The organism is Neoalteromonas facilis, from assembly GCF_002807665.1.
In the GTDB taxonomy this organism is placed as follows: domain Bacteria; phylum Pseudomonadota; class Gammaproteobacteria; order Enterobacterales; family Alteromonadaceae; genus Alteromonas_E; species Alteromonas_E facilis.
In genome coordinates this window covers 388,457-412,032 of the sequence record NZ_PEAY01000002.1, presented here as the reverse complement: position 1 = coordinate 412,032, position 23,576 = coordinate 388,457, and the positions used below count along the sequence as shown (strand labels likewise).

Annotated in this window: 23 protein-coding genes; 10 read left to right on the top strand and 13 right to left on the bottom strand. The window is 46.4% G+C overall.

Annotated elements, in window-relative coordinates; translation table 11 throughout:
* Positions 1 to 430 precede the first annotated feature (430 nt).
* Positions 431 to 904 carry a DUF4920 domain-containing protein gene (locus CSH93_RS08035; protein WP_100642716.1) on the bottom strand — a complete coding sequence of 158 codons (474 nt, stop codon included), beginning with the start codon at positions 902 to 904 and terminating at the stop codon, positions 431 to 433.
* Positions 905 to 1,026: 122 nt separating this feature from the next.
* On the opposite strand from CSH93_RS08035, the gene ppiC reads away from it, so the two are divergent.
* Positions 1,027 to 1,305 (top strand): peptidylprolyl isomerase PpiC, encoded by a 279-nt coding sequence (ppiC, locus tag CSH93_RS08030; protein WP_100642715.1) that lies wholly within the window; start codon positions 1,027 to 1,029, stop codon positions 1,303 to 1,305.
* A gap of 9 nt (positions 1,306 to 1,314) precedes the next feature.
* Here the strand turns inward: ppiC and trmL are convergent, their stop codons facing one another.
* Genes trmL through CSH93_RS08010 form a run of 4 tightly spaced genes read right to left on the bottom strand, consistent with a single transcriptional unit; the run spans position 1,315 to position 4,891 of the window.
* Positions 1,315 to 1,779, bottom strand: a complete 465-nt coding sequence (trmL, locus tag CSH93_RS08025) for a tRNA (uridine(34)/cytosine(34)/5-carboxymethylaminomethyluridine(34)-2'-O)-methyltransferase TrmL (RefSeq protein ID WP_100642714.1) — start codon at positions 1,777 to 1,779, stop codon at positions 1,315 to 1,317.
* Positions 1,772 to 2,761, bottom strand: coding sequence for an alpha/beta fold hydrolase (locus tag CSH93_RS08020; RefSeq protein ID WP_100642713.1), 990 nt, complete (start codon positions 2,759 to 2,761; stop codon positions 1,772 to 1,774). Before CSH93_RS08020 ends, trmL begins: the two co-directional genes overlap by 8 nt.
* Positions 2,742 to 4,196, bottom strand: coding sequence for an ATP-binding protein (locus CSH93_RS08015; RefSeq protein ID WP_100642712.1), 1,455 nt, complete (start codon positions 4,194 to 4,196; stop codon positions 2,742 to 2,744). The genes CSH93_RS08020 and CSH93_RS08015 overlap by 20 nt, the downstream gene beginning before the upstream one ends.
* Positions 4,196 to 4,891, bottom strand: coding sequence for a response regulator transcription factor (locus CSH93_RS08010; protein ID WP_100642711.1), 696 nt, complete (start codon positions 4,889 to 4,891; stop codon positions 4,196 to 4,198). The genes CSH93_RS08015 and CSH93_RS08010 overlap by 1 nt, the downstream gene beginning before the upstream one ends.
* Positions 4,892 to 5,056: 165 nt before the next feature.
* Here CSH93_RS08010 and CSH93_RS08005 point away from each other — a divergent pair, with 165 nt between their 5' ends.
* Complete coding sequence (locus CSH93_RS08005) at positions 5,057 to 5,812, top strand: Spy/CpxP family protein refolding chaperone (RefSeq protein ID WP_100642710.1); 756 nt, start codon at positions 5,057 to 5,059, stop codon at positions 5,810 to 5,812.
* 13 nt (positions 5,813 to 5,825) lie between these two features.
* Here the strand turns inward: CSH93_RS08005 and CSH93_RS08000 are convergent, their stop codons facing one another.
* The 3 genes from CSH93_RS08000 to CSH93_RS07990 form a co-directional block, all read right to left on the bottom strand.
* Positions 5,826 to 6,350, bottom strand: coding sequence for a DUF6436 domain-containing protein (locus CSH93_RS08000; RefSeq protein WP_100642709.1), 525 nt, complete (start codon positions 6,348 to 6,350; stop codon positions 5,826 to 5,828).
* Positions 6,347 to 7,834 carry a methyl-accepting chemotaxis protein gene (locus CSH93_RS07995; RefSeq protein ID WP_100642708.1) on the bottom strand — a complete coding sequence of 496 codons (1,488 nt, stop codon included), beginning with the start codon at positions 7,832 to 7,834 and terminating at the stop codon, positions 6,347 to 6,349. The genes CSH93_RS08000 and CSH93_RS07995 overlap by 4 nt, the downstream gene beginning before the upstream one ends.
* A gap of 168 nt (positions 7,835 to 8,002) precedes the next feature.
* Positions 8,003 to 8,413 carry a methylglyoxal synthase gene (locus CSH93_RS07990; RefSeq protein ID WP_100642707.1) on the bottom strand — a complete coding sequence of 137 codons (411 nt, stop codon included), beginning with the start codon at positions 8,411 to 8,413 and terminating at the stop codon, positions 8,003 to 8,005.
* 380 nt (positions 8,414 to 8,793) lie between these two features.
* On the opposite strand from CSH93_RS07990, the gene argC reads away from it, so the two are divergent.
* From argC to argA, 6 genes are read left to right on the top strand one after another with little or no spacing between them, the layout of a single operon-like run.
* Positions 8,794 to 9,819, top strand: a complete 1,026-nt coding sequence (gene argC / locus CSH93_RS07985) for an N-acetyl-gamma-glutamyl-phosphate reductase (protein ID WP_100642706.1) — start codon at positions 8,794 to 8,796, stop codon at positions 9,817 to 9,819.
* Position 9,820: 1 nt separating this feature from the next.
* Positions 9,821 to 10,621 (top strand): acetylglutamate kinase, encoded by an 801-nt coding sequence (gene argB / locus CSH93_RS07980; protein ID WP_100642705.1) that lies wholly within the window; start codon positions 9,821 to 9,823, stop codon positions 10,619 to 10,621.
* Positions 10,622 to 10,632: 11 nt separating this feature from the next.
* Positions 10,633 to 11,562, top strand: a complete 930-nt coding sequence (locus tag CSH93_RS07975) for an ornithine carbamoyltransferase (RefSeq protein ID WP_100642704.1) — start codon at positions 10,633 to 10,635, stop codon at positions 11,560 to 11,562.
* A gap of 21 nt (positions 11,563 to 11,583) precedes the next feature.
* The gene (locus CSH93_RS07970; protein WP_100642703.1) at positions 11,584 to 12,801 is read left to right on the top strand and encodes an argininosuccinate synthase; all 1,218 of its coding nucleotides are present in this window, start codon (positions 11,584 to 11,586) and stop codon (positions 12,799 to 12,801) included.
* 2 nt (positions 12,802 to 12,803) lie between these two features.
* The gene (gene argH / locus CSH93_RS07965; RefSeq protein WP_100642702.1) at positions 12,804 to 14,201 is read left to right on the top strand and encodes an argininosuccinate lyase; all 1,398 of its coding nucleotides are present in this window, start codon (positions 12,804 to 12,806) and stop codon (positions 14,199 to 14,201) included.
* A 5-nt stretch (positions 14,202 to 14,206) separates the two neighbouring features.
* Positions 14,207 to 15,520 carry an amino-acid N-acetyltransferase gene (gene argA / locus CSH93_RS07960; RefSeq protein WP_100642701.1) on the top strand — a complete coding sequence of 438 codons (1,314 nt, stop codon included), beginning with the start codon at positions 14,207 to 14,209 and terminating at the stop codon, positions 15,518 to 15,520.
* Positions 15,521 to 15,538: 18 nt separating this feature from the next.
* On the opposite strand, the gene CSH93_RS07955 is transcribed toward argA, so the two are convergent.
* From CSH93_RS07955 to CSH93_RS07935, 5 genes are all read right to left on the bottom strand, one after another.
* On the bottom strand, positions 15,539 to 15,934 hold the full coding sequence (locus CSH93_RS07955) for a hypothetical protein (protein ID WP_100642700.1): 396 nt from the start codon (positions 15,932 to 15,934) through the stop codon (positions 15,539 to 15,541).
* Between the two features lie 66 nt (positions 15,935 to 16,000).
* On the bottom strand, positions 16,001 to 16,435 hold the full coding sequence (locus CSH93_RS07950) for a PAS domain-containing protein (RefSeq protein WP_100642699.1): 435 nt from the start codon (positions 16,433 to 16,435) through the stop codon (positions 16,001 to 16,003).
* Positions 16,436 to 16,461: 26 nt separating this feature from the next.
* The gene (locus CSH93_RS07945; protein ID WP_100642698.1) at positions 16,462 to 17,217 is read right to left on the bottom strand and encodes an MBL fold metallo-hydrolase; all 756 of its coding nucleotides are present in this window, start codon (positions 17,215 to 17,217) and stop codon (positions 16,462 to 16,464) included.
* A 6-nt stretch (positions 17,218 to 17,223) separates the two neighbouring features.
* Complete coding sequence (locus tag CSH93_RS07940; RefSeq protein ID WP_100642697.1) at positions 17,224 to 18,909, bottom strand: NAD-dependent malic enzyme; 1,686 nt, start codon at positions 18,907 to 18,909, stop codon at positions 17,224 to 17,226.
* Between the two features lie 29 nt (positions 18,910 to 18,938).
* Complete coding sequence (locus CSH93_RS07935; protein WP_100642696.1) at positions 18,939 to 21,677, bottom strand: penicillin-binding protein 1A; 2,739 nt, start codon at positions 21,675 to 21,677, stop codon at positions 18,939 to 18,941.
* Positions 21,678 to 21,942: 265 nt separating this feature from the next.
* Between CSH93_RS07935 and pilM the strand changes: the two genes are divergently transcribed.
* Positions 21,943 to 23,007 (top strand): type IV pilus assembly protein PilM, encoded by a 1,065-nt coding sequence (gene pilM, locus CSH93_RS07930; RefSeq protein WP_100642819.1) that lies wholly within the window; start codon positions 21,943 to 21,945, stop codon positions 23,005 to 23,007.
* Positions 22,995 to 23,576 (top strand): PilN domain-containing protein, encoded by a 582-nt coding sequence (locus CSH93_RS07925; RefSeq protein WP_100642695.1) that lies wholly within the window; start codon positions 22,995 to 22,997, stop codon positions 23,574 to 23,576. Before pilM ends, CSH93_RS07925 begins: the two co-directional genes overlap by 13 nt.

Below are 23,576 nucleotides of genomic sequence, written 5' to 3'. Positions count from 1 at the left end.
CTACGACGATTACTCACCGTCCAACAAAAGAAAATCATCTGCCTTTTCACTCTTAGTCACTTACTCCTATTTCGTAGCTTCGACACATTTAACGCTAATTTCAAGCCCCAATTTAGTACAAAAAATTCAACTCAAGGCCAATAAATGAATATTTATTCCAATTTACATGCTTTTAACCCACCGCTTAGGATAAATAGTTAACTCGCGCCTCCCACCAACCAAATACTCGATGGCCTTTTCTACTCCGCAGGGCGTTCATGTGAAGATTTTAGCATGCGGGTTGAAGGCTTCTTCCGCGCATAGTTTGTGAAGTGGAATATTTATGCACTGGAAATCTTATTGAAAAAAAGTGAAGTTTTTTGAAGGTTGTGATGAAAAGAGAATATGAAGGGACCAATGGATCCCTTCCCGTTAGTGAAATGCTAAAAAATTAATTAAAGATCTGCACGCCTGACGCCAGGATTTCGTATTGCTCTCCGGCAACCATTGCGGTTTCATTTGGCCCCATATCAGCATTGAAGTGCGCCGCTTGCTCTTCTGACAATGGCTTTTTGATCAACTCTCCAACCAGCGTTACCTGCTTACCGGTACTGTCTGATGGAATAAAAAACGCATAATCCTTAAACGCAATGCGCAACGTTTGTTCACCCAGTTGGGTAATAAAAAAACAGCCTTTCTTTTGGCACACTTGAGTAACAGTTGTCGTTAACCTGAACGCTTGTTGATGGCGCTCTGGCTGTTCTAATAACTCTGCTAATGTGACTTGTGGAATAGTCGGGTCGATAACACTGCCAAACACCTCAGAGTCTTCAAACACTGCTACAGGCTCTGATAAACGCACAACATTTGCCGCAAATGCGGAAGCGCTAATGCTGACTAACAGACCTATCATAATTAAACGCATAGATATATCTCCATTACACAATATTACTGACCTGAATCATTTGTTCTCATTCAGTCTGAAAACTTTGTTCCCTGTCGATGGGATTGATACTATACACCAACAATACAAATTTGGGCGACGTTATGGCGACCGCATGTGCAATCCATATTTTGGTTAAAACCGAGAAACAAGCTCATGAAATCCTTGCTCAATTAGCCAAAGGAAAAGACTTCGCGACGTTAGCCAAGCGCTATTCAATTTGCCCATCCGGCAAAAAAGGCGGCGATTTGGGTGAATTCAGACGCGGTCAAATGGTGAAAGCTTTTGATGATGTCGTGTTCAAGAAGCCTATTTTAAAATTGCACGGCCCAATCAAAACGCGCTTTGGCTTTCACATTATCAAAACACTGTATCGAAGCTAACTCTATTCATTAGCAGGCATTGGGATACCCCAACTGACGCCAGGCTTCATACACAACCACAGATACCGCGTTCGACAAGTTCATACTGCGACTCTTGGGCAGCATTGGAATTCTTATTTGCTGCTCCGCCGCGATGCCGTCCATAACATCATCAGGTAGTCCTCGGGTTTCCGGACCAAATAAAACCGCATCACCCGCTTGATAACTCGCCTGAGAGTGAAATTGGGTCGCGCAGGTTTCACACGCAAACAACCGCTTCGGCTGTCGAGTGTGGATATAATCATTGAGTGACTGATAGCGCTTAACCTCGGCAAATTCATGGTAATCCAACCCAGCACGCCTGACCTTTTTGTCATCCCAATCGAAGCCAAGTGGCTCGATAAGATGCAGTGAAAACCCTGTATTTGCACACAATCGAATAATGTTGCCAGTGTTCGGGGGAATTTCAGGTTGATACAACACAATATCAATCATTGGGCGTCGCTTCTCCTTCAGGTGTGGTGGCATATTCAAACAATGCTGTTAGCGCTTGATCGCGTAAATCGTCACGTTCAAACAGTAATTCATGTCGTGCACCCTCAATTTTCAACACGCTACATGTCGGCATACGATTTACCACTCGCGCAATTCGCTTATTATCAACCACCTTGTCAGCACCTGACATCAAAACTTTACAATTCAATGGAAACTCTGGGGCAGACGCCTCTATCTTATCCATTGCTTTGGTCGCTTGTTCAAGCCAATGAAACGTAACACCACCTAACTGCAACTGCGGTGCTTTTTTATATTCCGCTCTAAAAATACGGTAGCGAGTATCACTGTGGGTTAAGATGTTCAACTTGAATGGAATGTCTATATATGGCCCTTGTCCAATGGCATACCAAGGCTTGCGGCCAAACCAGCGATTGGTGGTGATCCCAACTTTCAAGAGAACGGCCAACAACGCTTTGGGAATAGCAGGTTTAACCCCAAACATGGGTGAACAAAATAATACGCGCGAGAACAAGTTCGGATGCTGTAACGCGGTAAGATAACCGATTGCGCTTCCCATAGAATGGCATGCAAGAACCGGTTTGGGCCCCGACAGTGGCATCACAATTTGCTCTACGAATGTTGCCAAATCCTGCACATAGTCATCGAACTTTTCGACATACCCACGCTGCGGATCTTTGATCATTCGGTCAGATAACCCCTGCCCTCGATGATCCAACATATACAATGCGATGTTATTTTGATAACACTCCAACGCGAACGCTTTATACTTCAATAGCGTTTCAATGCGACCGTTGGAGAATACGATATGTGCTTTGGGGTTTTCTGGCTGAACCAGGGCATAGTGAATATTGGCGCCGTGCTGACCACTGAATTTGCCAAGCGTTACCTGCGTTTGCCAAAACACCTCTATGTCACTAGCGTGGCGCTCTGTAAGTTCATGCTCATGAATGATTGCCCACATGGCTAGTACCACTCTCTAACGGCAACTCGATGATCACCGTAAGCCCTTGTATGTCCTGACGTAAGATAGCGCGTATATTACCACCGTGTCGCTCAATTGCACGCTGTGCAATACTTAAACCTAACCCAACGCCGCCGGTATCTCGGGTTCGGCTGTCGTCTGTGCGATAAAATGGACGAAATAATGCGTCCAGCTCTTGTGGTTTAACCCCTTTACCATCATCGCTCACTTCAATAACAAGCTGCTGTGCTTGTACTGATACACGCAGCGCTACTGTTTGTTTGGCATATTTAATTGCATTGCGCGAGACGTTTTCTAAGGCACTTAACAACAAATCTCGACATAAGGTTACGACAGGCTCAGGCTTATTCACGTCGCATTCAAATAACACGCTTTTACCTGTTGCATCAGCTTCGAAGGATAAATCGTCGACTAAAGGAGAAAACAACGTTTCAATCCATTCAGATAGTGGCTTTTGTTCATACTCTACTTGAACGCTGTCACTGTTGAGGCGCGACAACCATAACAACTGCGCTATCATGCCTTCCATCTGCTCAGTTTCTTTGCTGACGCGTTCAAGCATGTCAATATCCACTTGTCGATCTGTTGCAGACAAATCAGAATTTGCTTGAAGGCGTTGTTCAGCGACGCCAATGGCGATTTGAAGTCGGGTTAATGGGGTGCGTAGTTCGTGCGAAATATCAGCCAAAAAGCGCTGATGCTCACTGAACAGCTTTTGCAACTGAGACGCCATTTGATTAGTGGCCGAAGATAACGCGTCCAGTTCATCGTTGCGTTTAGACGACAACGTCACTCTGGCATTTAAATCGCCACCCGCAAGCCTGTCCGTGGCGCGTTGAATTTCTCTTACCGGCCGGGAAAAACTTCTTGCCAGCCCGTAGCAAAGAAGTCCACTGACCAAAAGCGCTACCACAACAAAACTGATGGCCATCGCTAAGCGAGGTGTATCCTGATGTTTTAAATTGCCCACAAACACGGCCATCTCTCGATTGCCGATGCGCACAATAGCGGGGCCAATAAATTGCTCATTGCCGCGGGTTACAACGACCGGCTTTTCGGCTTGAACGAGCCCAATATATGAACGCATGCTCGGTCTAGGGGGCGGTGGAAAGCCAAACTCAAACTCATTGGTTTGCACATCAATAACAAATACCGCCGTTTCAAAACGCCCGCCAACTCTACGCAAGGACTTCATCAATGAAGTTCTATTGGTAATAGGCAATTCCGCGAGCCGCTCAGAGACACGCTGCAATTGCGCTAATTGCCCGGCGCTTGGGGTTGAAAACTCTGACGATGGAGCGAAAAACCGAGAGGCAAATATACCGGCACCCAAACTTACCAGTGTGATCAGCCAAAACCATAAAAATATACGCCCGAAAAAGCTTCTTCTAGGGTCAAATCGACGCCAGTTCATTAGCCTAACTCGCTTAAGGTGTAACCGGCCCCTCGCACCGTTTTAATTGCGTCGATAATGCCTTGCTCAGCCAATTTCTTTCGTACGTTACTCACATGCATATCAATACTTCGATCAAACGCGGCTAAACGTCGTCCTAACACCTGCTCACTGATTTTTTGCTTGGTCACAACTTCACCGCAATTTAAAGTAAGTAGCTTCAGCAACATAAATTCTGTCATGGTTAAGCTCAAAGCGGTGTCATTCACATAGGCCATTTGTTTAGCCGGACTAATGCGGATCCCACCAACGTTTATGTCTTGCTGACTGACAGCCAACAATGCGTGTTCGCTGCGCCGAATAAGCGCTTTTACCCGCGCAGATAGTTCCCGATGATTAAAAGGCTTAGGTAAATAATCATCCGCGCCTAACTCAAGACCCAATACCCGATCAAAATCGTCTCCTCTCGCTGTGAGCATTATTACCGGTGTCAGATGTGTTTGTCGCAGTCGCTTCAACACCTCAAAGCCATCCAGTTCAGGCATCATCACATCCAGCAAGATAACATCAATATCCGTTCTTGATGTGGCTTCGAATAAACCTGAACGTCCGTCTGAACAGACAATAACCCGATAGTGTTGTGGCTCGAAATAACTGACCAACAACTCTGTCAGTGTTTGGTCATCATCAATGATCAGAAGTGTTTTTTGTTCCATACTCAACCAAGATAGCGTTAATCTGCCTATGTAGATTACGCTGTTTCGTCCGGTGATACACCTTTATGTGCCGAGCTTTACACAACCTTTACATAGGCTTTGCGTTTCTTTGCGTTCAATCCCATAGACTGAAAACGTTACTAAACCGAACCCAAGAGGTGAATCATGAAACGTTACATTCCGGTCGTTATCACATTGTGTGCATTGTCACTTAGCGCAGGCAGTTACGCGCATGAAAAAGGCAAGCGAGGCACGCCACTACTTAAAGAGCTAAAGCAATTATCATTAACCGCGGAGCAACGGGAGGAGGTTAAACTGATACTCGAATCTGCCCGAACATCTCGGGGCGATTTTAAGGAGGCAAGAAGGGAAGCGCGAGATACCATGTCAGCGATAGTACAAAGTGAAAGTTGGGATGCTGATGCTGCACAGCAAGCCTTTTTAGAGCACGCCGATTCACGCAAAGAAGCGATGTTAAACCGGGCAACCTTAATGCATGACGTATGGCAATTACTCGACTCAGAACAGCAACAGACGCTCAGTCAGCGCATGGCTGATAAATCAGGCGAGCGCGGTGAACGTGGCGGTGATAGAGAAAAGAAATGGGACAAACTCAGCCATAAGTTAGCACTTACTGATGAGCAAATGAGTGCCATCAAGTCGATAGAAACGACGTTCAAAAGCAAACAAACCGCTTTTCGCGCGCAAATGCAGAGTCTAAAGCAAACCGAAAGGGATATTATTCAACAATCAGTGTTTGACCTTGCTGCATGGGAATCGCTTTATGCCGAATTCGAGCCCGTGGCCATGGAGCAGGCTGTAGAACATGCCTATATGCGTCATCAAATCTTCAATCAATTGACCGAGGAGCAACAGCAACGCTTGTCAAGATTAATGCGCAAAGGCCCGCGACACAGTTAATTAACGTTCTAGTCTATTGAGGGCAATAACAGCCCTCAGCATCAAACGGCACCGCTGGACCTAATTCAAGGTCTGGCGCTTTTGTTATGTAGGGCTCGACGATACCGTTTCCGGCAGAGCAGTACATCCCCGCTGAATAAGGTCCGGCATACACAATATCGTGCCGTTCAGACAGCAAAATAATAGCGGGAACTGATGGGATCCAGTCTTGGAGGCTCGGGATATCATCTAGAGTGATTGATAGATTCATAAATCCTTGCGCTTCGGCAAGCGATTTTACTGACACTATATGCTTTGTTGCCACCCACTGACACAAGCATTGCTTATCCTCAATATGAATGGCCACTTTAACGCCTTGCGGCAGTTCAGCACCGCTGGCTGTTAGTGCTGCCACTAATGAATCTTCCTGAGTTATTTTGTCATAGAGTTTGCCATTATGATCAAATACCGCCAATTGCTCGGTCGCAAACCAACCTAACAAAAGTAACACCAGCGCAAACCACAATAAGCCAACGAACCAAAAAGCGTGATACTTCACGGCGTATCAAATTGTGCCAACTGTTTATTCAATGCATTGATCTCACTGCGTAATTGACGGATCTTATCAAATGACAATTTCGCTTCTTTGGTTTGCTCTTGTGACGATGCTAATAACACATTTGACGCCTCAGCAATCGAACCCGATACCTTTGACTGCTCTTCCGTTGCCGTGGCAACCGTCTCTATATTCTCATTTAAGCGTTGAATACTTTGGGTAATTGACAGTGTCTTCTCTCCCGCCCCATTGGATAACTCAACGCTGCTTTCCACTTGAGATACACAGCCCTTTACTTTTTCAACGGACGTCATTGCCTCAGTGATCAATTTGGCCGTGATTTTAGAAATGTCTTCCGCGTTTTCACTGGTCCGAATAGATAACTGCCTTACTTCATCAGCGACAACCGCAAACCCTCTTCCGTGCTCCCCTGCACGCGCTGATTCAATCGCAGCGTTGAGCGCTAATAAGTTGGTTTGTTCTGAAATAGATTTAATCGCAGCCATCGCGCTATCAATGTCATTACACATTGAGGACAAGTGTTCAATTGTGTCGGAGGTATCACGCAGTGCCACGTTTAATGCCTGAATATCATGACTGACGCTGTCGATTGTTGCTTTGGTATCCAATACGTCTGATTCCGATGACGAAGCTAGCTCGGAAACACTGTCTGCTTGCTTGGCCACCTCGTCATTTGTTGCTGTCATCTCATCAATTGCGGTGGCGATAGCATTCACTTGGTCAGTACTTTTGAATAATGAGGTTTCTACCTTCGACACGCTATCGGTCACTATTTCAGACAAATTGAGCACACTAAGACTGGTTTCTTTGGCGCTACCTACAACGGTTTTAACCCCTTCAATCAGACGCCGAAATTGCTCTATCTCACGCCCGTTACCTTCAACATTTACATTCAGGTTAATACGGCTACTATCCTTAAATATAGATGCAATGGTATTGGTCAATACAAAGCCCGACAGAGCCTCTTGCTCACTGGCTTTTGTGGTAAAAATTAAGACCCCACCCTCTGCCACAGCGAAACCAGCATGAATCGCTAAGATCCACAAGGTTACATACCCCTCTTGGAATATATAAACGCCTACGCCGTTACTTTGGAGTATGAAAAATAGAATGTGATGAACCGCGACGACTAAGGTACTGGTGAGGATCACTTGCCAATCCCGGTAAACACTTAGAAACGCCAACAACACGAATATTTCAAAGTGCATTTCAATCAACCCTGAGGTCTGTTGAATATGCAGTGCCGTTATCAATTGCACGGCAACGCCAACAGCATGTCGTGTAACGGCAGCCGCGGGGTTGGTTTGAAGTAAAACCAACGGAAAGGCGACGATTAGGCCGCCAATAATAACAGCTTGTAACCATGTGCCGGTAAAGCCCGCGATAAATAGCCCCAACAAGAACTGAGCTATTAATACTATTTTGAAAAGTCCGTTCGCTTGTGAAGTCCAAGGATAAAGTGTCATATCAAACAACCTTTCTACTACGTTATACAGCCGACCTGAGGCGCTTTGCTTATGTCACGCATATACCAACGTGCACTATTCTTGAGCATAGACTAGTACATACAATTTGCGACGTAAAAATTATGACCAGTTATAAGAGATATTCTTGATATGGATCACTTCTTGACGTTAATAGGACGGAATGTCGCGCTGATAGTCGTCCGAAATGAACAAGGGAGAGGTGATTATCATGTCTGCGCTCGCACGATTGCACGCTACTGGCACATTCCATACGGAGCACAAGCGTAGTAAGGCTTTTACATCAGGGTCATGGGGCGCAGGGTTCATTGGATCCCAAAAGAAAAACAACGCATCAAGTTCGCCTTCCGCAATGAGCGCACCAATTTGCTGGTCACCACCTAACGGCCCACTTTTAAAGCGATGTATGGATAAACCCGTTTTATCGGCTAACAAACCACCCGTGGTGCCGGTTGCCACCAGTTGGCATTGCCCAAGCGTTATTACATTGGCCTCAACCCAAGATAATAAATCGGCCTTTTTATGATCGTGCGCGACTAACGCTACCCTTGGTTGATTCATGTTGCTTCTCATTCGCGGTAAAAAGTCAGCGTAAACCAATCTGAAAACGATAAGTAGCCCAACCAGTTACACAGGTAACAAGTAAATTGGGTGCAATATGTCATATCAATATCCATTATTTTGAATTTTTATTCTTTTTTATTTCATATTTATTCTTTTTACTGTATTCTCTGACCTTGTCGAAACTAACCCTTTAAGCATTGCATGAAATCGTTCCGCTTACTGTCAATTGAATTCTCCCTGACTTGTTGCAGGAATAAGCACTATCGACGAGACTAGTGTCTAACCTCAACGGCTTTTTATCTTTGTTTGGAAACATATGGATGGTATGTTCAAGCAAAGATAAAAAGATTTTTTCAACCTTATTAAATTGAATAAAAATGAAAACATGCATTGTCGGTGCAAGCGGCTATACTGGAGCTGAACTTGCACGTTTGATCTATCAACATCCCGTGTTTGAGTTATCGCAACTGTTCGTGTCAGCAAACAGCGCAGATGCGGGTAAGCCGCTATCTGAACTCTATCCAGCACTTGTGGATATTATCGATATGCCACTGCACCCACTGGATGAGAGTCAACTTGAAAGTATGGCAAATGAGTTTGACCTGATCTTTTTAGCCACGCCGCACGAAGCTAGCCATGATTGGGTCCATCAATTATTAAAGGGCAGCGCGAAAGTATTTGATCTCAGTGGTGCTTTTCGGCTGCAAGATCGCAGCGTATTTGCTCACTATTACGGCTTTGAGCACAAGTATCCGGTTACGCTCAGTCAGGCTGTATATGGTTTGGCAGAGTGGTATGCCGATAGTATCGCTGCAGCACAGTTTGTAGCCGTGCCGGGGTGTTACCCGACGGCATCATTACTAGCGACAAAACCATTGATGCACAATGAATTGCTCGATCTATCCCAATTACCTGTCATCAATGCCGTTTCGGGTGTCAGCGGCGCAGGCAGGAAAGCCGCATTAAATACTAGCTTTTGTGAAGTCAGTTTGCAGTCTTATGGTGTGCTTAACCATCGTCACAGCCCTGAGATAAGTGCTTTCTTGGGTTCCCCCGTCATTTTCACACCGCATCTAGGTAACTTTAAGCGCGGCATATTAGCCACCGTTGTGTGTAAATTGAAATATGGCGTAACGGGCGAGCAAATCGATCAGGCATACGCAGATGCCTACAGTGATGCACCTATGGTGCGGCGGTTAAATCAACCACCCAAACTAGATAACGTGGTAAATCAATGTTTCGCAGACTTATACTGGCGTTACTGTGAGGATACAAATTACATTGTGATCAATAGCGCCATCGACAACTTGTTAAAAGGCGCAGCCAGTCAGGCGGTCCAATGCGCCAACCTAGCACATGCTCTGTCAGTCGAAACAGGTCTCATTCTGCAAGGCGGTCATTAGTATGTCAGTTAGCATCGTTAACCCAGTAGTATGTAAAGTCGGCGGCGCCCTATTGGACAAGCCCGATTGCATCGATGCACTCATGCACGCCATACTCCAAATACAGAAAATTCGTCCGGTTGTATTAGTGCACGGTGGAGGAAACGGCGTAGAGTCATTATTGACACAGTTGGGCCATACCACTGAAAAATATCAAGGTTTGCGGGTAACGCCGGATGAACAAATGCCAATTATCAGTGGGGCGCTAGCAGGCACTGCGAATAAGCGCCTATGTGCTGATGCCAAAAAAGCCGGCTTAAACCCTGTAGGTTTGAGCCTATTTGATGGCAGCAGTGTTCAGTGTGAGGTAATGTCTGACAAGTTACATGCAGTTGGTCAACCGACACCGGATGATCCCACTCTGCTCAATCAACTGTTGAGTTCACACTTTTTCCCAATCATCAGTTCAATAGGTTGCGATCACCAAGGTCGATTGCTGAACGTTAATGCCGATCAAGCTGCCACGGCAATAGCCGCATTGCTCAGTGCTGATCTATATCTGCTATCTGATGTTGATGCGGTATTAGACGATCAAAAGCGCTCCATACAACAACTCGATAATACTGAGGCCAAGCGATTAATTGATAATGGCGCGATACAACATGGCATGTTGGTCAAAGTATTAGCCGCTCAAAAGGCTGCCACAGATCTATCTCGCAGTGTAATTATTGGTAGTTGGACTGCCACACAACCGCTGATTGCCCATGCAACTCAGCAAAATAGCGTACCTTTTGGTACAGAAATACTCCCAGTAAAACCATAAGTGAAAACGTAATGACACATAAAAGCTTACTGACATTTTCAGATTGGCAACCACATGAAGCCGAACAACTTCTCGTTTTAGCACTCGATGTAAAACGCGCGCCGCACAAGTATGCACAAAGCTTGGCTGGAAAATCGCTGATCGCGTTGTTTGAGAAGCCTTCATTACGTACCCGAGTGAGCTTCGATATCGGCATTAATAAGTTAGGTGGGCATTTGGTCTATCTGGATAGCCAATCCAATAATTTGGCAGGCCGAGAAGATGTGCGCGATATGGGTGCTAACTTTGCCTGCTGGGCCGATGCGATTATCGCGCGCGTATTTAGTCACGATACGTTGAAAGCGTTGGATGACTCAGCTGACATACCGGTGATCAACGCCCTGTGTGACAAGTATCACCCGTGCCAAGCCTTGGCCGATTATCTGGGTATGTATGAAACCTTTGGTAAAGTAAAAGGCCTAACATTGGCTTATGTTGGCGACGGCAACAATGTGACACACTCTTTGCTGATATTGGGCGCTCTGCTTGGGTGTCATCAATGGGTAGTCACACCTGAAGGCTATGAAGTCGACGCTGGTATCTTGGCGGTTGCAAAGGCCATAGCAGAGAAAACCAATACTCAAATACACGTAACGAATAGCATTGCTGAAATGTCAGAAAACAGCAATGGTGTGGATGTCATCTATACTGATACCTGGTTATCGATGGGTGACGATACGCCTTTAGCAGATATCAAAGAAACGTTTATGCCCTATCAGGTCAACGAAGCACTATTGGCAGGCTGCAACACTAAATACGTTATGCACTGCCAACCCGCTCACAGAGACCTGGAAATTACCGGTAGTCTGATGGATAGCAAGGCATCATTACTGATGCTTCAGGCAGAAAACCGCATGCACGCACAAAACGCGATATTAGTTCAATTATTAGCAAACGATTAAACAGGTTTAGGAAAAACATCAATGAGCGCAATCAAAAAGGTCGTACTAGCATACTCAGGTGGACTGGATACTTCCGCTATCATTCCGTGGTTACGTGAGAACTATAATTGTGAGGTTGTCGCCTTTGCCGCCGATGTCGGTCAGGGTGATGAAGAGCTTAAAGGATTACACGAGAAAGCCATCGCGTCAGGCGCGAGCGAATGCCATATCGTGGACTTAAAAGAAGAGTTTGTCAGCGATTTTATCTTTCCCACTATTACAACCGGTGCGGTATATGAAGGGGAATACCTACTGGGTACATCTATGGCACGCCCGGTTATTGCCAAAGCTCAAGTGGAGATTGCGCGAAAGGTTGGCGCCGATGCGCTGTGCCACGGCTGTACCGGAAAAGGTAACGACCAAGTGCGCTTTGAAAGCACATTCGCCGCCCTCGCGCCAGATCTAACCGTTATCGCGCCATGGCGTGAATGGGACATGGTTTCACGTGAAGACCTACTAGATTATTTGGCTGCTCGCAATATTAAGACGTCGGCGTCCGCAACAAAGATTTACAGCCGCGATGCGAACGCATGGCATATTTCTCATGAAGGCGGAGAGCTAGAAGACCCTTGGTGTGAGCCAAGTGAACAAGTGTGGACCTTAACCACAGATCCTGAGAAAGCCCCAGATCAACCCGGCAAGGTTATGCTGAGCTTTAGTGAAGGTCGCCTCACTCACGTTGATGGTGAAGCTTTATCGCCCTATCAAGCTCTGGTGAAACTCAATAGCATTGCGGCACCTCATGGTGTTGGCCGAATTGATATTGTTGAAAACCGCCTTGTCGGTATGAAGTCACGCGGATGTTACGAAACCCCGGGGGGGACCGTACTATTGAAAGCGTATAAAGCGCTCGAAACCCTAGTGCTCGATAAAGCAGCGTTGAAGTATCGTGAACAGATTGGCCTGGAATTCTCGCATGTGATGTACGATGGCCGCTGGTTTACCGCCTTAAATGATGCATTGTTGGCTGGCGCCGCGAGTTTTGCCCAACAAGTCACTGGTGACATTGTGGTTAAACTATTTAAAGGCCAAGCAACGGTCACTCAGCGTCGTTCACCCAACAGCTTATACTCAGAAGACTTTGCCACTTTTGGTGCCGATACGGTCTATGACCAAAGCCATGCGGAAGGCTTTATTCGTTTGTTTAGCTTATCAAGCCGCATAAAAGCGTTGAAAAACCAATCCAATAAGGAAGATTAGTCATGGCGTTATGGGGCGGACGGTTCACTGGCCAAGCGAGTCAGATGTTTAAACAAGTCAACGACAGCTTACCGTTTGATCAGGTTATGGCGGCTGAAGATATTACCGGTTCAATCGCCTGGGCCAATGCGATTGCACGAGCAGGCGTGCTGAACGATGAAGAGCATCAGGCACTGCTGAGTGCGTTAAACGAATTGCTCACCCAAGCAAACCAAGGTGAGTTGGATTTTAACAGTAGCCAAGAAGAAGATATTCATAGCTTCATAGAGTCTGCACTGATTGAACGCATTGGTGATACCGGTAAAAAATTGCACACCGGTAGGAGCCGCAATGATCAGGTCGCGACAGATTTTCGCCTGTGGTGCCGAAGTCATATTGAAGCCCTACGCAATGATGTACTGCTACTGATAAAAGCACTGTTAAATTGTGCCGGTCGCAATCAAAGCGTGATATTGCCGGGGTATACCCATTTGCAACGTGCGCAGCCGGTTAGATTTCCACATTGGTGCTTGGCTTACGTCGAAATGTTAAAGCGCGATCTCAGTCGCTTAGAAGATGGCCTTAAGCGTATGAACCAGTCGCCACTAGGATGCGGCGCGCTGGCGGGTACGACATACTCGGTGGACCGCCAAGCCATCGCGACAGAACTTGGCTTTAATTCTCCTTGTTTGAACAGTTTAGATGCCGTGTCAGACCGAGACTTCGTATTAGATCTCTTGTTCAATGCGTCGACCAGTATGATGCATTTATCGCGCATGGCAGAAGATTTGATTTTCTACAACTCCGGCGAAGCTGGATTTACCCAATTGTCAGATGATGTCACTTCCGGCTCATCACTTATGCCGCAAAAGAAGAATCCGGATGCATTGGAATTAATGCGAGGTAAATGTGGGCGCGTATTTGGCCACCTGCAAGGGTTACTCGTGACCATGAAAGGTCTGCCGTTGGCATACAACAAAGATATGCAGGAAGATAAGGAAGGCGCCATGGATGCAGTCAAACAATGGCATATCTGCTTATCGATTGGTGTAGAGGTACTTAATGGATTGAGTCTGAACGAGGCGCGTTGTCGGGACGCGGCGCAAAAAGGTTATGCCAACGCAACTGAACTGGCTGACTATCTCGTTGATAAGGGTATACCGTTTAGAACTGCACATGACTTAGCCGGTAAAGCGGTGTTGCAAGCCATCGAATCCAGTTGTGGTATTGAGGATTTAGATCTGCCGACGTTGCAAAAGGTATCACCGTTAATCGAGGATGATGTGTATCCAGTGTTGGCGCTCGACTACCTTGTCGATAAACGCAACATCTTGGGTGGCACAGGTGCTGAGCCGGTTAACGATGCGTTGTTCGCGGCTCACGCGTGGGTTGATGAACAGTTTGAGCGAATGGAAAAATAAGCACTATGGTTATCAGCGACAAGGACAGCATTCGGCTATTCCGAAGTTCAGCTCCCTACATTAATGCACATCGCGGCAAAACCTTTGTATTAATGTTCGGCGGTGAAGCTATTGAGCATGACAATTTTGCCAATATCATTCATGACATCGGCCTGTTATCTAGCTTGGGTATTCGTTTAGTGTTAGTGCACGGTGCCCGCCCACAAATTGACCAACGCGTTGCGTTACGCGGCATCGAAGGGCGCTTTGAACAAGATACACGCGTAACCGATAAAGCGACATTGGAATGTGTCAAAGATGCTGCCGGTTCAGTTCGTTCCCATATTGAAGCGCTGCTCACAATGGGGCTACCTAACTCGCCTATGCACGGTGCCCAAATTCGGGTGTGCTCGGGAAATTTAGTCGTCGCTAAACCGATGGGCGTGCACAACGGTATCGATTTTGAGAATACCGGATTGGTCCGGCGCATTGATGTGGATGGCATCAACGACCACCTCAATGATGGCTCAATCGTGCTGCTCTCCCCTATGGGATACTCGCCCACCGGAGAAGTATTTAATCTGTCCCACGAAGATGTAGCCACGCAAGCAGCGATATCACTTAAAGCTGACAAGCTGATCGTATTCTCGCACTGGCAAGGTGTAGTCGACTCGGATGGAAAACTACTGAGAACGCTGGAATTAGAGCAACTGCGCACATTGATCCAGAACGGACAAATATCCACCGAAAACAGTGTTTTACGGGCTCTGACTACCAGCGTATCGCAAGATGTCCCCCGCGCTCACTGCATTAGCTATGAGAAAGATGGGGCATTGCTGGAAGAATTGTTTACTCGTGACGGAACCGGCTCTCTGGTGCTTCGTAATCACTATGAACAATTGCGCCGCGCGACTATTGAAGACGTGGGCGGTATTTTACGCTTGATCAAACCGCTGGAAGAAAGCGGTGTGCTGGTCAAACGTTCGCGCGAAAGACTGGAAAATGAAATCGATCATTTCAGTGTCATAGAGCGAGACGGCATGATCATTGGCTGCGCCGCCATTTATGTGTACCCAGAAGATGAATGTGCCGAACTCGCATGCGTCGCCACGCATCGTGATTATCGGGGAAAGAATCGTGGTGAAAGGTTACTCGAAGAAGTCATTAAGTATGCCAAATTTCAGGGGATTAAACGCTTATTTGTGTTAACCACTGTGACGGCTCACTGGTTCCTTGAGCAGGGCTTCAAACCTGCGACCTTGGATAGCCTGCCGAATCAGAAAAAACAACTGTATAACTTCCAACGTAACTCAAAGGTGTTTGAGTTAGTCATCGGCTGAACAAAGACTTACCGCGGGTCAGTAGTATTCACTATCAAGCGGTAAGCCATGGGCATTTGCCCACGCGTTGAGTTCTGATTGGCTCTGCACACGAAGCGGAGAAAATGGCAGGGATTCAAAGTACTTATCCAAATGCTGAGCTTGTTTAGCATCATTTACTAGCCAAGCTTCAGCAATTTGATTACGACGGTCTATCACCACTGGGTAGTTTTTATTTTCTTCGGCAACAGACTCATCCACTTGCCATTGCCGCATATCCACTATGATCCCCCAAGTACCTCTTCGCATTGCATTAATCGCCTGAGAAAGAGAGGTAAGGTAAGCTAGATCGGCAGACGTCGTCCATTTCCCGATTAACTTTACGCTGATCATGCGATCCTTACGTTGGATTGAAAAGTCCGCTTTTTTCATCATCTAGAGGTTGTTTGGTGTCCGTGCAAGATTACACTGACTATACATAATTCAGTTCGCAACAACAGGTTATTTCGAGCAATCCTCAGCCTCACAGGGCATAAAAGCAACAATATAATGACCTGGAATTAACGTCCCCGGTTGCTCGGTATACACACGGCAACGCTGGACATGGCCAAATTTAGTCATGATATTCACGTCCATCATCACATGTTTATATTGCGAAGCACTCGCGGTTTCCATTGCTAGCTCCCACTGCCGCTCCACTACTTTTTGGTAGTCGGGATCCGGATAGGCTCGCTTCCACCAGGCATCTTTGTCTGGAATATCTTCACGCACCCAGCCTAATAAAGCCGTTAATGCCGGATTTACATAGATCAACTCGTGATTGAGAGAATCCGGTATGTGCTTAATGATTGCCGTAGCGGTAGGCAATATTTCCAAAATTGAATAGGCGTAATCTTTCATACTACAGGTTAAACACAACGCTAATAAGTTGAGCATAGTTCAGACTGCTCAATTATCAATGTTTAACTCAGCGGTAAACGGAGTACTCGATGGATCCGAGATTTCATGGATCGCCAATGATTCTTAGGCTCATGCGGAGCAAGCTGCATAATGGTTTCGAAAGTTTGCGGTGCTAATTCTGCCGGCGCCGCGTGAGCGAAAAATATAGTTGGATGCGTCAGCTCAGCGATCCGCGCTAGCGAACGCTTATACTGATTGGGATGACATACCGGATACGGCGGTACGTATTGGTTTTTCACCCGCACAATCAAGTCAGCCACATACACTTGTTGCGAGTTTTCATGTAACAACGACAAATCGTGATCTGTGTGCCCAGGGGTATGTAACGCACGCCATTCTGGAAAGTTTGGCACTGGGTCCATATCTTTCAAAACTGCATCTGGTCGCAATACAGCATCATACCAAATGCCTTTTTTGGGTTGACCCAGGCGCCCCGCCACCCACAACGCCAAACTAATATCGATGATGTGAGCTAGCCTTCCTGCGATTCCTGAATACCAGCGCGCTGCTTTGGGGTGTGCATATACCTTGCACCCTGTACGCTCGCGTAAACGATGCGCGCCACCAGCATGATCAGGGTGCATGTGTGTCACAACTAACGATGTCAAATCACTCAAAGGTCGCTTCAACTGGTGCGAAATATAGTCACACACCTTATTTACATCCGCTTTACTACAGCCATCAAGCAGCAATAAGCCATGGTCATACTCGACCAAATATATATTTTGAATATAACCTTTGAGTCTATGAATTTGCATCGTCAATTATATGCTCACACGCTTGTATGGGCGATATTCTGCCTGCCAGAAATTACGTTCAATGGCGTTGTTCAGCATTTCATCAGATTGTTCTAATGCCAAGCCTTGTTCAACCGCCACTTTAGCAACCGCAAAAGCAATCTTCTTACTGAGCTCAGCAATCGTCGTTAAGGGAGGTAATAGCTCATTCCCTTGCCCTAAGGCTAGAGGAGATGCATCAGCTAACGCATTACTGGTCGCCATTAACATTTCATCACTGATCAATTTCGCTTTGCTGGCAATAACCCCCAACCCAATACCCGGGAAGATGTAACTGTTGTTGCATTGTGCGATAGGGAATGTTTTTCCGTCATACTCGACGGGCTTAAACGGACTACCAGTTGCAATAATCACATTTCCTTCAGTCCACTCTATTACCTGCTCTGGGCGTGCTTCTACTTGGCGCGATGGATTGCTCAATGGGAAGATGATGGGCTGTTCACAGTGTTTCGCCATTGCTCTTATTACTTGCTCAGTAAACAAGCCAGGCTGACCCGAAACACCGATCAGTACATCAGGTTTAGCACAATTCACCACATCCAACAGACTGGCGTAGTCACCACTATAGGCCCACTCTTCAAGATCCGCTGTTGATTGTTGCAAACGCTGTTGGAAATCACGCAGACCTTCCATGCCTTCGGTCAATAAACCAAACCGGTCGACCATAAAGATCTGCTGACGTGCTTGCGCATCACTTAATCCTTCACTGACCATTTGCTGGATCAGCATCTCAGCAATACCACACCCCGCTGAACCGGCTCCAACAAAGACGACTTTCATGTCTGACAGTTTGGCTTGTTTAACTCGACAGGCGGCTAAGATTGTGCCGAGTGTTACCGCAGCTGTGCCCTGAATATCATCATTGAAACAGCAAATTTTATCGCGATAGCGTGACAATAATGGCATAGCATTGGGCTGAGCAAAATCTTCAAATTGCAGCATTGCTTCTGGCCAACGACGCTTGACCGCCTTGATAAACAAGTCAACGAACTCATCATATTCTTGCTGACTGATGCGCGGATGACGCGAGCCCATATACATAGGGTCATCCAACAGCTTTTGATTGTTGGTGCCCACATCTAGCATCACCGGCAAGGTGTAGGCCGGGCTTATCCCGCCACACGCGGTATATAAAGACAACTTACCAATCGGTATACCCATACCACCGATGCCCTGATCGCCCAAACCTAGAATACGTTCGCCATCGGTTACCACAATAACCTTTACTTTGCGCTTCGTCGCATTGCGTAAAATGTCATCTATTTGGTGACGCTCGCTGTAGGCAATAAAGAGTCCGCGAGATGAACGATAAATATCAGAAAACTGCTCACAGGCATCCCCAACAGTCGGGGTGTAGATTATCGGCATCATTTCATCAATGTGCGCTTGGATAAGCTTGTAGAACAAGGTTTCATTGGTATCTTGGATAGAGCGCAGATAAATATGCTTGTTAAGAGGGTTTTCAAAACTCTTGTACTGCATGTACGCACGTTCAACTTGCTCATCTATCGATTCGTAACGCGGAGGCAACAAACCGGTTAAATTGAAAAGAACCCTTTCGTCTGAACTAAAGGCACTACCTTTATTCAGCAGCGGCGTTTCAAGCAACGCTGGACCTGCATGGGGGATGTATAAATAATTATTGTTAGCCATTCACCGTCTCAAATAATGTAATCGAACACCTAGAAGATTTCTTCGCTTTCAGGCGTTGTTGTTTGTTCTGTCGCTGGATCGATGATGTCCTCTTCCAGCACATATCGTGTCGGTTCTGTGCCCGGTATAAAATACTCAAACAGGGTTGTGTGATCCGTTCGCGGTGTCAATAACCCAGTAGATCGGTCGATACGCACCCGCAATAATCCATCCGGGATCATGGTAGGTTGCTCCTCGACGCCATCCAAAACCGTCTGCATAAAGCGGATCCACGCCGGCTGGGCAGCCTTTGCGCCATCCTCTACTCCAATCAAAGCATTACCAATCCAATTGAATTTCTCAGGATCCATATTGACCAAGTTTTGATTTCGAGTAACACGGCCTAACTGGCGACTCATATCATCAAAGCCAACCCAGGATGTCGCAACGAGCCCCGGTGCAAAACCGCTAAACCAAGTATCGCGCGAATCGTTCGTCGTACCGGTCTTACCACCTATATCAGTTCGTTGTAGAATATTCCGTGCTCGCCATCCCGTGCCTAACCAATAGGTATTGTTATTCCAACTACCATTTGCACGCACCGCGGTTCGCATCATCTCTCTTGTTAAAAAAGCATTATGCTCACTGATCACACGCTCAGCTTGTAAGTGCTCTGCAGGCGTTAGTTCAGAGGAAATGTCTGCTGTACCATTTTGCTCGCCTAAGTCGGCAAACTGTTGCGCTAATAATGCCTCTAAATCGGTCGTTTCCAATGATTCCTTGACGTCATCTTCATCGTTCACATTACAAGGATCGCAAGCCAAAGGTGGATTTGCTCGCCATATTTCAACGCCTTGTTCATTGGTGATGTGGGAAATAAAGTAAGGCTGTACTAAGAATCCACCATTCGCAAAAGCGGCAAAACCTCGTGCCACTTCCATCGGTGTATGAGAGCCCGACCCCAATGATACCGTTTCATCACGTGGAATATCGCCTCGGTCAAAACCAAAACGCGTCAGGTATTGGACCGTTTCATCTAAACCAACGCCGCGCAATAATCGAACTGACACAACGTTTTTAGAACGCCCCAGCGCGTAGCGCATGCGCACAGGCCCATCGTATTCGGCCGGAGAGTTTTGCGGTCGCCATGCGATTCCGCTACTGGCATCCCACTGATTAATGGGCGCATCATTAATAATACTCGCTAACGTATAACCGCTGTTAATCGCTGCAGAATAGACAAACGGTTTAATATTAGAGCCAACTTGACGTTTAGCCTGAGTCGCCCTGTTGAACTGACTTTGATAAAAGTTGTAACCGCCCACTACGGCTTGAACAGCCCCATTGCTGGGATCAAGTGCTACAAACGCTGCGCTGACATCAGGAAGCTGGGATAAACGCCATGCCCCTTCTTGTTTGCGCACCCACACCAATGCACCAGACGCCAGAATATCAGACGCCACTTGCGGATCTGGCCCCTGTTTAGAGTCGCTGATATATTCTCTCGCCCACGCCAATCCTGGCCATTCAATATGGATAGCTTTTAGCGTTCTATCATCTTGGATAATGAGTGCTCTAACACTGCTGTCCGCGACTTCTGTCACAACAGCCGGAATGAGCGGATCAATCGGCGATATTGCTTGCAACTGCTGCATGATTTCTTCATTGGCAAGCGGCGGCTCAAATGCAGGGAGGGCCTCTGCGTATAAATCTTCATGCTCAATGTCAGCGTCTAGCTCAAGTGCATCACTTTCACTGCTCGCGGCATCTAACGTATCATCTTCATTACTGTCGGTAGTGCTCTCTGGCACTTCCCATAAGTATCCCATCGGCCCACGATACCCATGACGTTCATCATAATCGTGAATATTCCGGATTACGGCGTGTTGCGCAGCGATCTGCATGGTTGACGGCGCAGTCGCATAAACTTGATATCCACCGGTTTCGGCTTCTTCTTTGCCATAAATACTGATCATTTCGTTATAAATGACATCCGCAAGGTAAGGCGCATCGACTTCAATCTCTGCGCCGTGCTTACGCGCAGTAACCGGCGCCTCATTGGCCGCGAGGTATTGCTCACGCGTTATAAAGCCTTCATCTAGCATACGTAACAATACAATGCGTCTACGCTCGACCGAACGGTCGGGTCGACTAATAGGGTTAAGTACTGAAGGCGCTTGCGGCAACCCCGCAATGGTCGCAATCTCGGCCAAGGTTAATTGGTCTACGGATTTACCATAATAAACTTGCGCGGCGGCCCCTACGCCAAACGCTCGATGACCCAACTCAACTTTGTTTAAATACAAGGTTAAGATCTCATCTTTGGTTAGCACGCGCTCCATGTGTAACGCGATAAAGATCTCTTTTATCTTTCGAATGTAGGTTTTTTCGCGGGTTAAAAAGAAAGATCGAGCGAGCTGCATGGTGAGCGTACTGGCTCCCTGACTCTTTTCACCGGTCACGATTAAATTAACCCCGGCACGCATTACACCAATCGGGTCAATGCCTATATGATCATAAAATCGACTGTCTTCAGTGGCGAGTAAGGCTTGCTTTAACTGCTCTGGGATTTGCTCCAACGTCAGCGGAATACGGCGCTTAACGCCATATTGCGAGATCAATTTACCATCATGGGTGTAAATCCGCATGGGGGTTTGAAGTCTTACCTCCTTCAGTACATCTACACTTGGCAGCTCCGGTTTGATATAAAAATAAATACCAACCAGCAGCGCAAAACCAAGGGCTGATCCTATGACAAATAGCATTAATAACGGCTTGATGTACTTCACAAAATTTCAGATTCCGAGGCAAAATCGTTGAAATGTCTTATATTATAACTAATCGCAAAGATAAAATCGCTGTCGAAAACACACGCGTTACGGCATCGTTTTGCTGTTATTTGCAATGACGTTAACAGGTCAGATCGACAATTACTTGTCTAGGATTATACGTAAGTGTCGATAATAGAACCATATTATTGAAAATAACGGCGTATGATGGCTTCATAGGAATTGCAGCCATGACAAAACGCCAATGACGCGGAATAACGATTTAATGAAATCTCTGTTTAGCAGAAGCGCTCCCCCCATCATAGGGTTGGATATAGGCACTCGCTTCATTAAAGCCGTCCTGTTAGAACAAACAGGCGACACGTATACTGTAGCCGCACTCGCATGCGAGCCCATTAATGGGAACGCATTTGCTGAGCGAGAGTTAAAAGATTTTGACGCCGTCAGTCAGTGCTTGAAAAAAGTTAAAGTGGGCCTGAACAAAAAGAAAGTGAAAGATGTTGCCATCGCCGTTGCTGGCGCATCTGTGCTAACTAAAGTAGTGCAAATGCAACCTGACCAAACTGATTATGAGTTGGAAGGGCAAATCGAGATTGAAGCAGATAGTTTGATCCCCTACCCGCTAGAGGAAGTCTACTTAGACTTTGAAGAGCTTGGTCCAAGCAAAACCCATATGGATCAAGTCAACGTATTACTTAGTGCTGCGCACAAAGATATTGTCGATTCCCGCGTAACCTTGATACGCGAAATTCCATTCGAACCTAAGATCATTGATATCGAAGGCTATGCAATGGCTAATGCTGTTACCGCATTTTATCCGCCCAGTGAAGCATCAACCGTATGTATCAATATAGGCGCCTCTCTATTACAGGTATCAGTAACTCGAGATGGCGAAGTTGAATATAGTAAAGAACACAATTTTGGTACTGATGCATTACTACAAGATATCTGCGCATCTATGATGCTAGAGCGCGAAGATGCTCAGAATCAGCTTATCAATGGCGAGCTTCCAGAAACGTGGAAACAGGAAATACTGCCAATATTCGCTTCGAATTTGCAGCAGCATATTAACCGCGCGATGCAAATGTATATTAGCGCTACCCATGCTAACCGCCCAGAAAAGTTAGTACTCAGTGGTGGTGGCGCAGTAATTGGTGAGTTAGCAACACTATTAGAGCAAGACTTAGGCGTTGCAGTTGAGATTTTTAATCCGTTTAGCAACATGCAATTTGCGAAAAATATCGATGTTGAAAAAGCAATGATGATTGCCCCGCAAATGACGATTGCCGCCGGGTTAGCCAGCAGGAGTTTTAACCCATGGCACATATAAATCTTCTCCCCTGGCGTGAGAAGCAACGTCAAGCCCAAAAGCAACAATACCTTGGAGTGTTGTTTGTCACCGCCGTATTCGTCGGATTGGTTTTCTGGTTTGTCGGCGCGTTTATCGACCAACAGATCAGCCAGCAAAACGCGAGAAATGACTATTTGTCTGCTGAAATCCGCACCCTCGATGCGCAGATCCAAAAGATCAAAACCATCAAGGACGCAAAGTTAGCTATCGAACAGCGTATGGCACTGATTGAGCAACTACAAACCAGTCGTAATATTGCGCCACGCGTATTTGATGAACTGGCCCGCATAGTGCCACCAGGCGTAGCATTCAGAACCATGACGCGCACAGGCAACAGAATTGATATAGATGGCATCAGTGACAGTAACAATCGCCTCTCTGACTTTATGCGTCGCTTGGAAACGTCAGATGTGTTCACTAATGGCGTCCTGTCATCGATTGTCGCCGATACGACTTCTTCAGAAGCCGTTAGCGAATTTAAGTTAACGTTTTCTATCAGCCCTCGTGTAGCACCACAGCTACAAGTCGCCAACAAGGAGGGTAAATAA

Coding starts and splice junctions, on each gene's coding strand:
- CSH93_RS08035 (WP_100642716.1), bottom strand. CDS start 904: ATGCGTTTAATTATGATAGGTCTGTTAGTCAGCATTAGCGCTTCCGCA.
- ppiC (WP_100642715.1), top strand. CDS start 1,027: ATGGCGACCGCATGTGCAATCCATATTTTGGTTAAAACCGAGAAACAA.
- trmL (WP_100642714.1), bottom strand. CDS start 1,779: ATGATTGATATTGTGTTGTATCAACCTGAAATTCCCCCGAACACTGGC.
- CSH93_RS08020 (WP_100642713.1), bottom strand. CDS start 2,761: ATGTGGGCAATCATTCATGAGCATGAACTTACAGAGCGCCACGCTAGT.
- CSH93_RS08015 (WP_100642712.1), bottom strand. CDS start 4,196: ATGAACTGGCGTCGATTTGACCCTAGAAGAAGCTTTTTCGGGCGTATA.
- CSH93_RS08010 (WP_100642711.1), bottom strand. CDS start 4,891: ATGGAACAAAAAACACTTCTGATCATTGATGATGACCAAACACTGACA.
- CSH93_RS08005 (WP_100642710.1), top strand. CDS start 5,057: ATGAAACGTTACATTCCGGTCGTTATCACATTGTGTGCATTGTCACTT.
- CSH93_RS07995 (WP_100642708.1), bottom strand. CDS start 7,834: ATGACACTTTATCCTTGGACTTCACAAGCGAACGGACTTTTCAAAATA.
- CSH93_RS07990 (WP_100642707.1), bottom strand. CDS start 8,413: ATGAATCAACCAAGGGTAGCGTTAGTCGCGCACGATCATAAAAAGGCC.
- argC (WP_100642706.1), top strand. CDS start 8,794: ATGAAAACATGCATTGTCGGTGCAAGCGGCTATACTGGAGCTGAACTT.
- argB (WP_100642705.1), top strand. CDS start 9,821: ATGTCAGTTAGCATCGTTAACCCAGTAGTATGTAAAGTCGGCGGCGCC.
- CSH93_RS07975 (WP_100642704.1), top strand. CDS start 10,633: ATGACACATAAAAGCTTACTGACATTTTCAGATTGGCAACCACATGAA.
- CSH93_RS07970 (WP_100642703.1), top strand. CDS start 11,584: ATGAGCGCAATCAAAAAGGTCGTACTAGCATACTCAGGTGGACTGGAT.
- argH (WP_100642702.1), top strand. CDS start 12,804: ATGGCGTTATGGGGCGGACGGTTCACTGGCCAAGCGAGTCAGATGTTT.
- argA (WP_100642701.1), top strand. CDS start 14,207: ATGGTTATCAGCGACAAGGACAGCATTCGGCTATTCCGAAGTTCAGCT.
- CSH93_RS07955 (WP_100642700.1), bottom strand. CDS start 15,934: ATGATGAAAAAAGCGGACTTTTCAATCCAACGTAAGGATCGCATGATC.
- CSH93_RS07950 (WP_100642699.1), bottom strand. CDS start 16,435: ATGCTCAACTTATTAGCGTTGTGTTTAACCTGTAGTATGAAAGATTAC.
- CSH93_RS07945 (WP_100642698.1), bottom strand. CDS start 17,217: ATGCAAATTCATAGACTCAAAGGTTATATTCAAAATATATATTTGGTC.
- CSH93_RS07940 (WP_100642697.1), bottom strand. CDS start 18,909: ATGGCTAACAATAATTATTTATACATCCCCCATGCAGGTCCAGCGTTG.
- pilM (WP_100642819.1), top strand. CDS start 21,943: ATGAAATCTCTGTTTAGCAGAAGCGCTCCCCCCATCATAGGGTTGGAT.
- CSH93_RS07925 (WP_100642695.1), top strand. CDS start 22,995: ATGGCACATATAAATCTTCTCCCCTGGCGTGAGAAGCAACGTCAAGCC.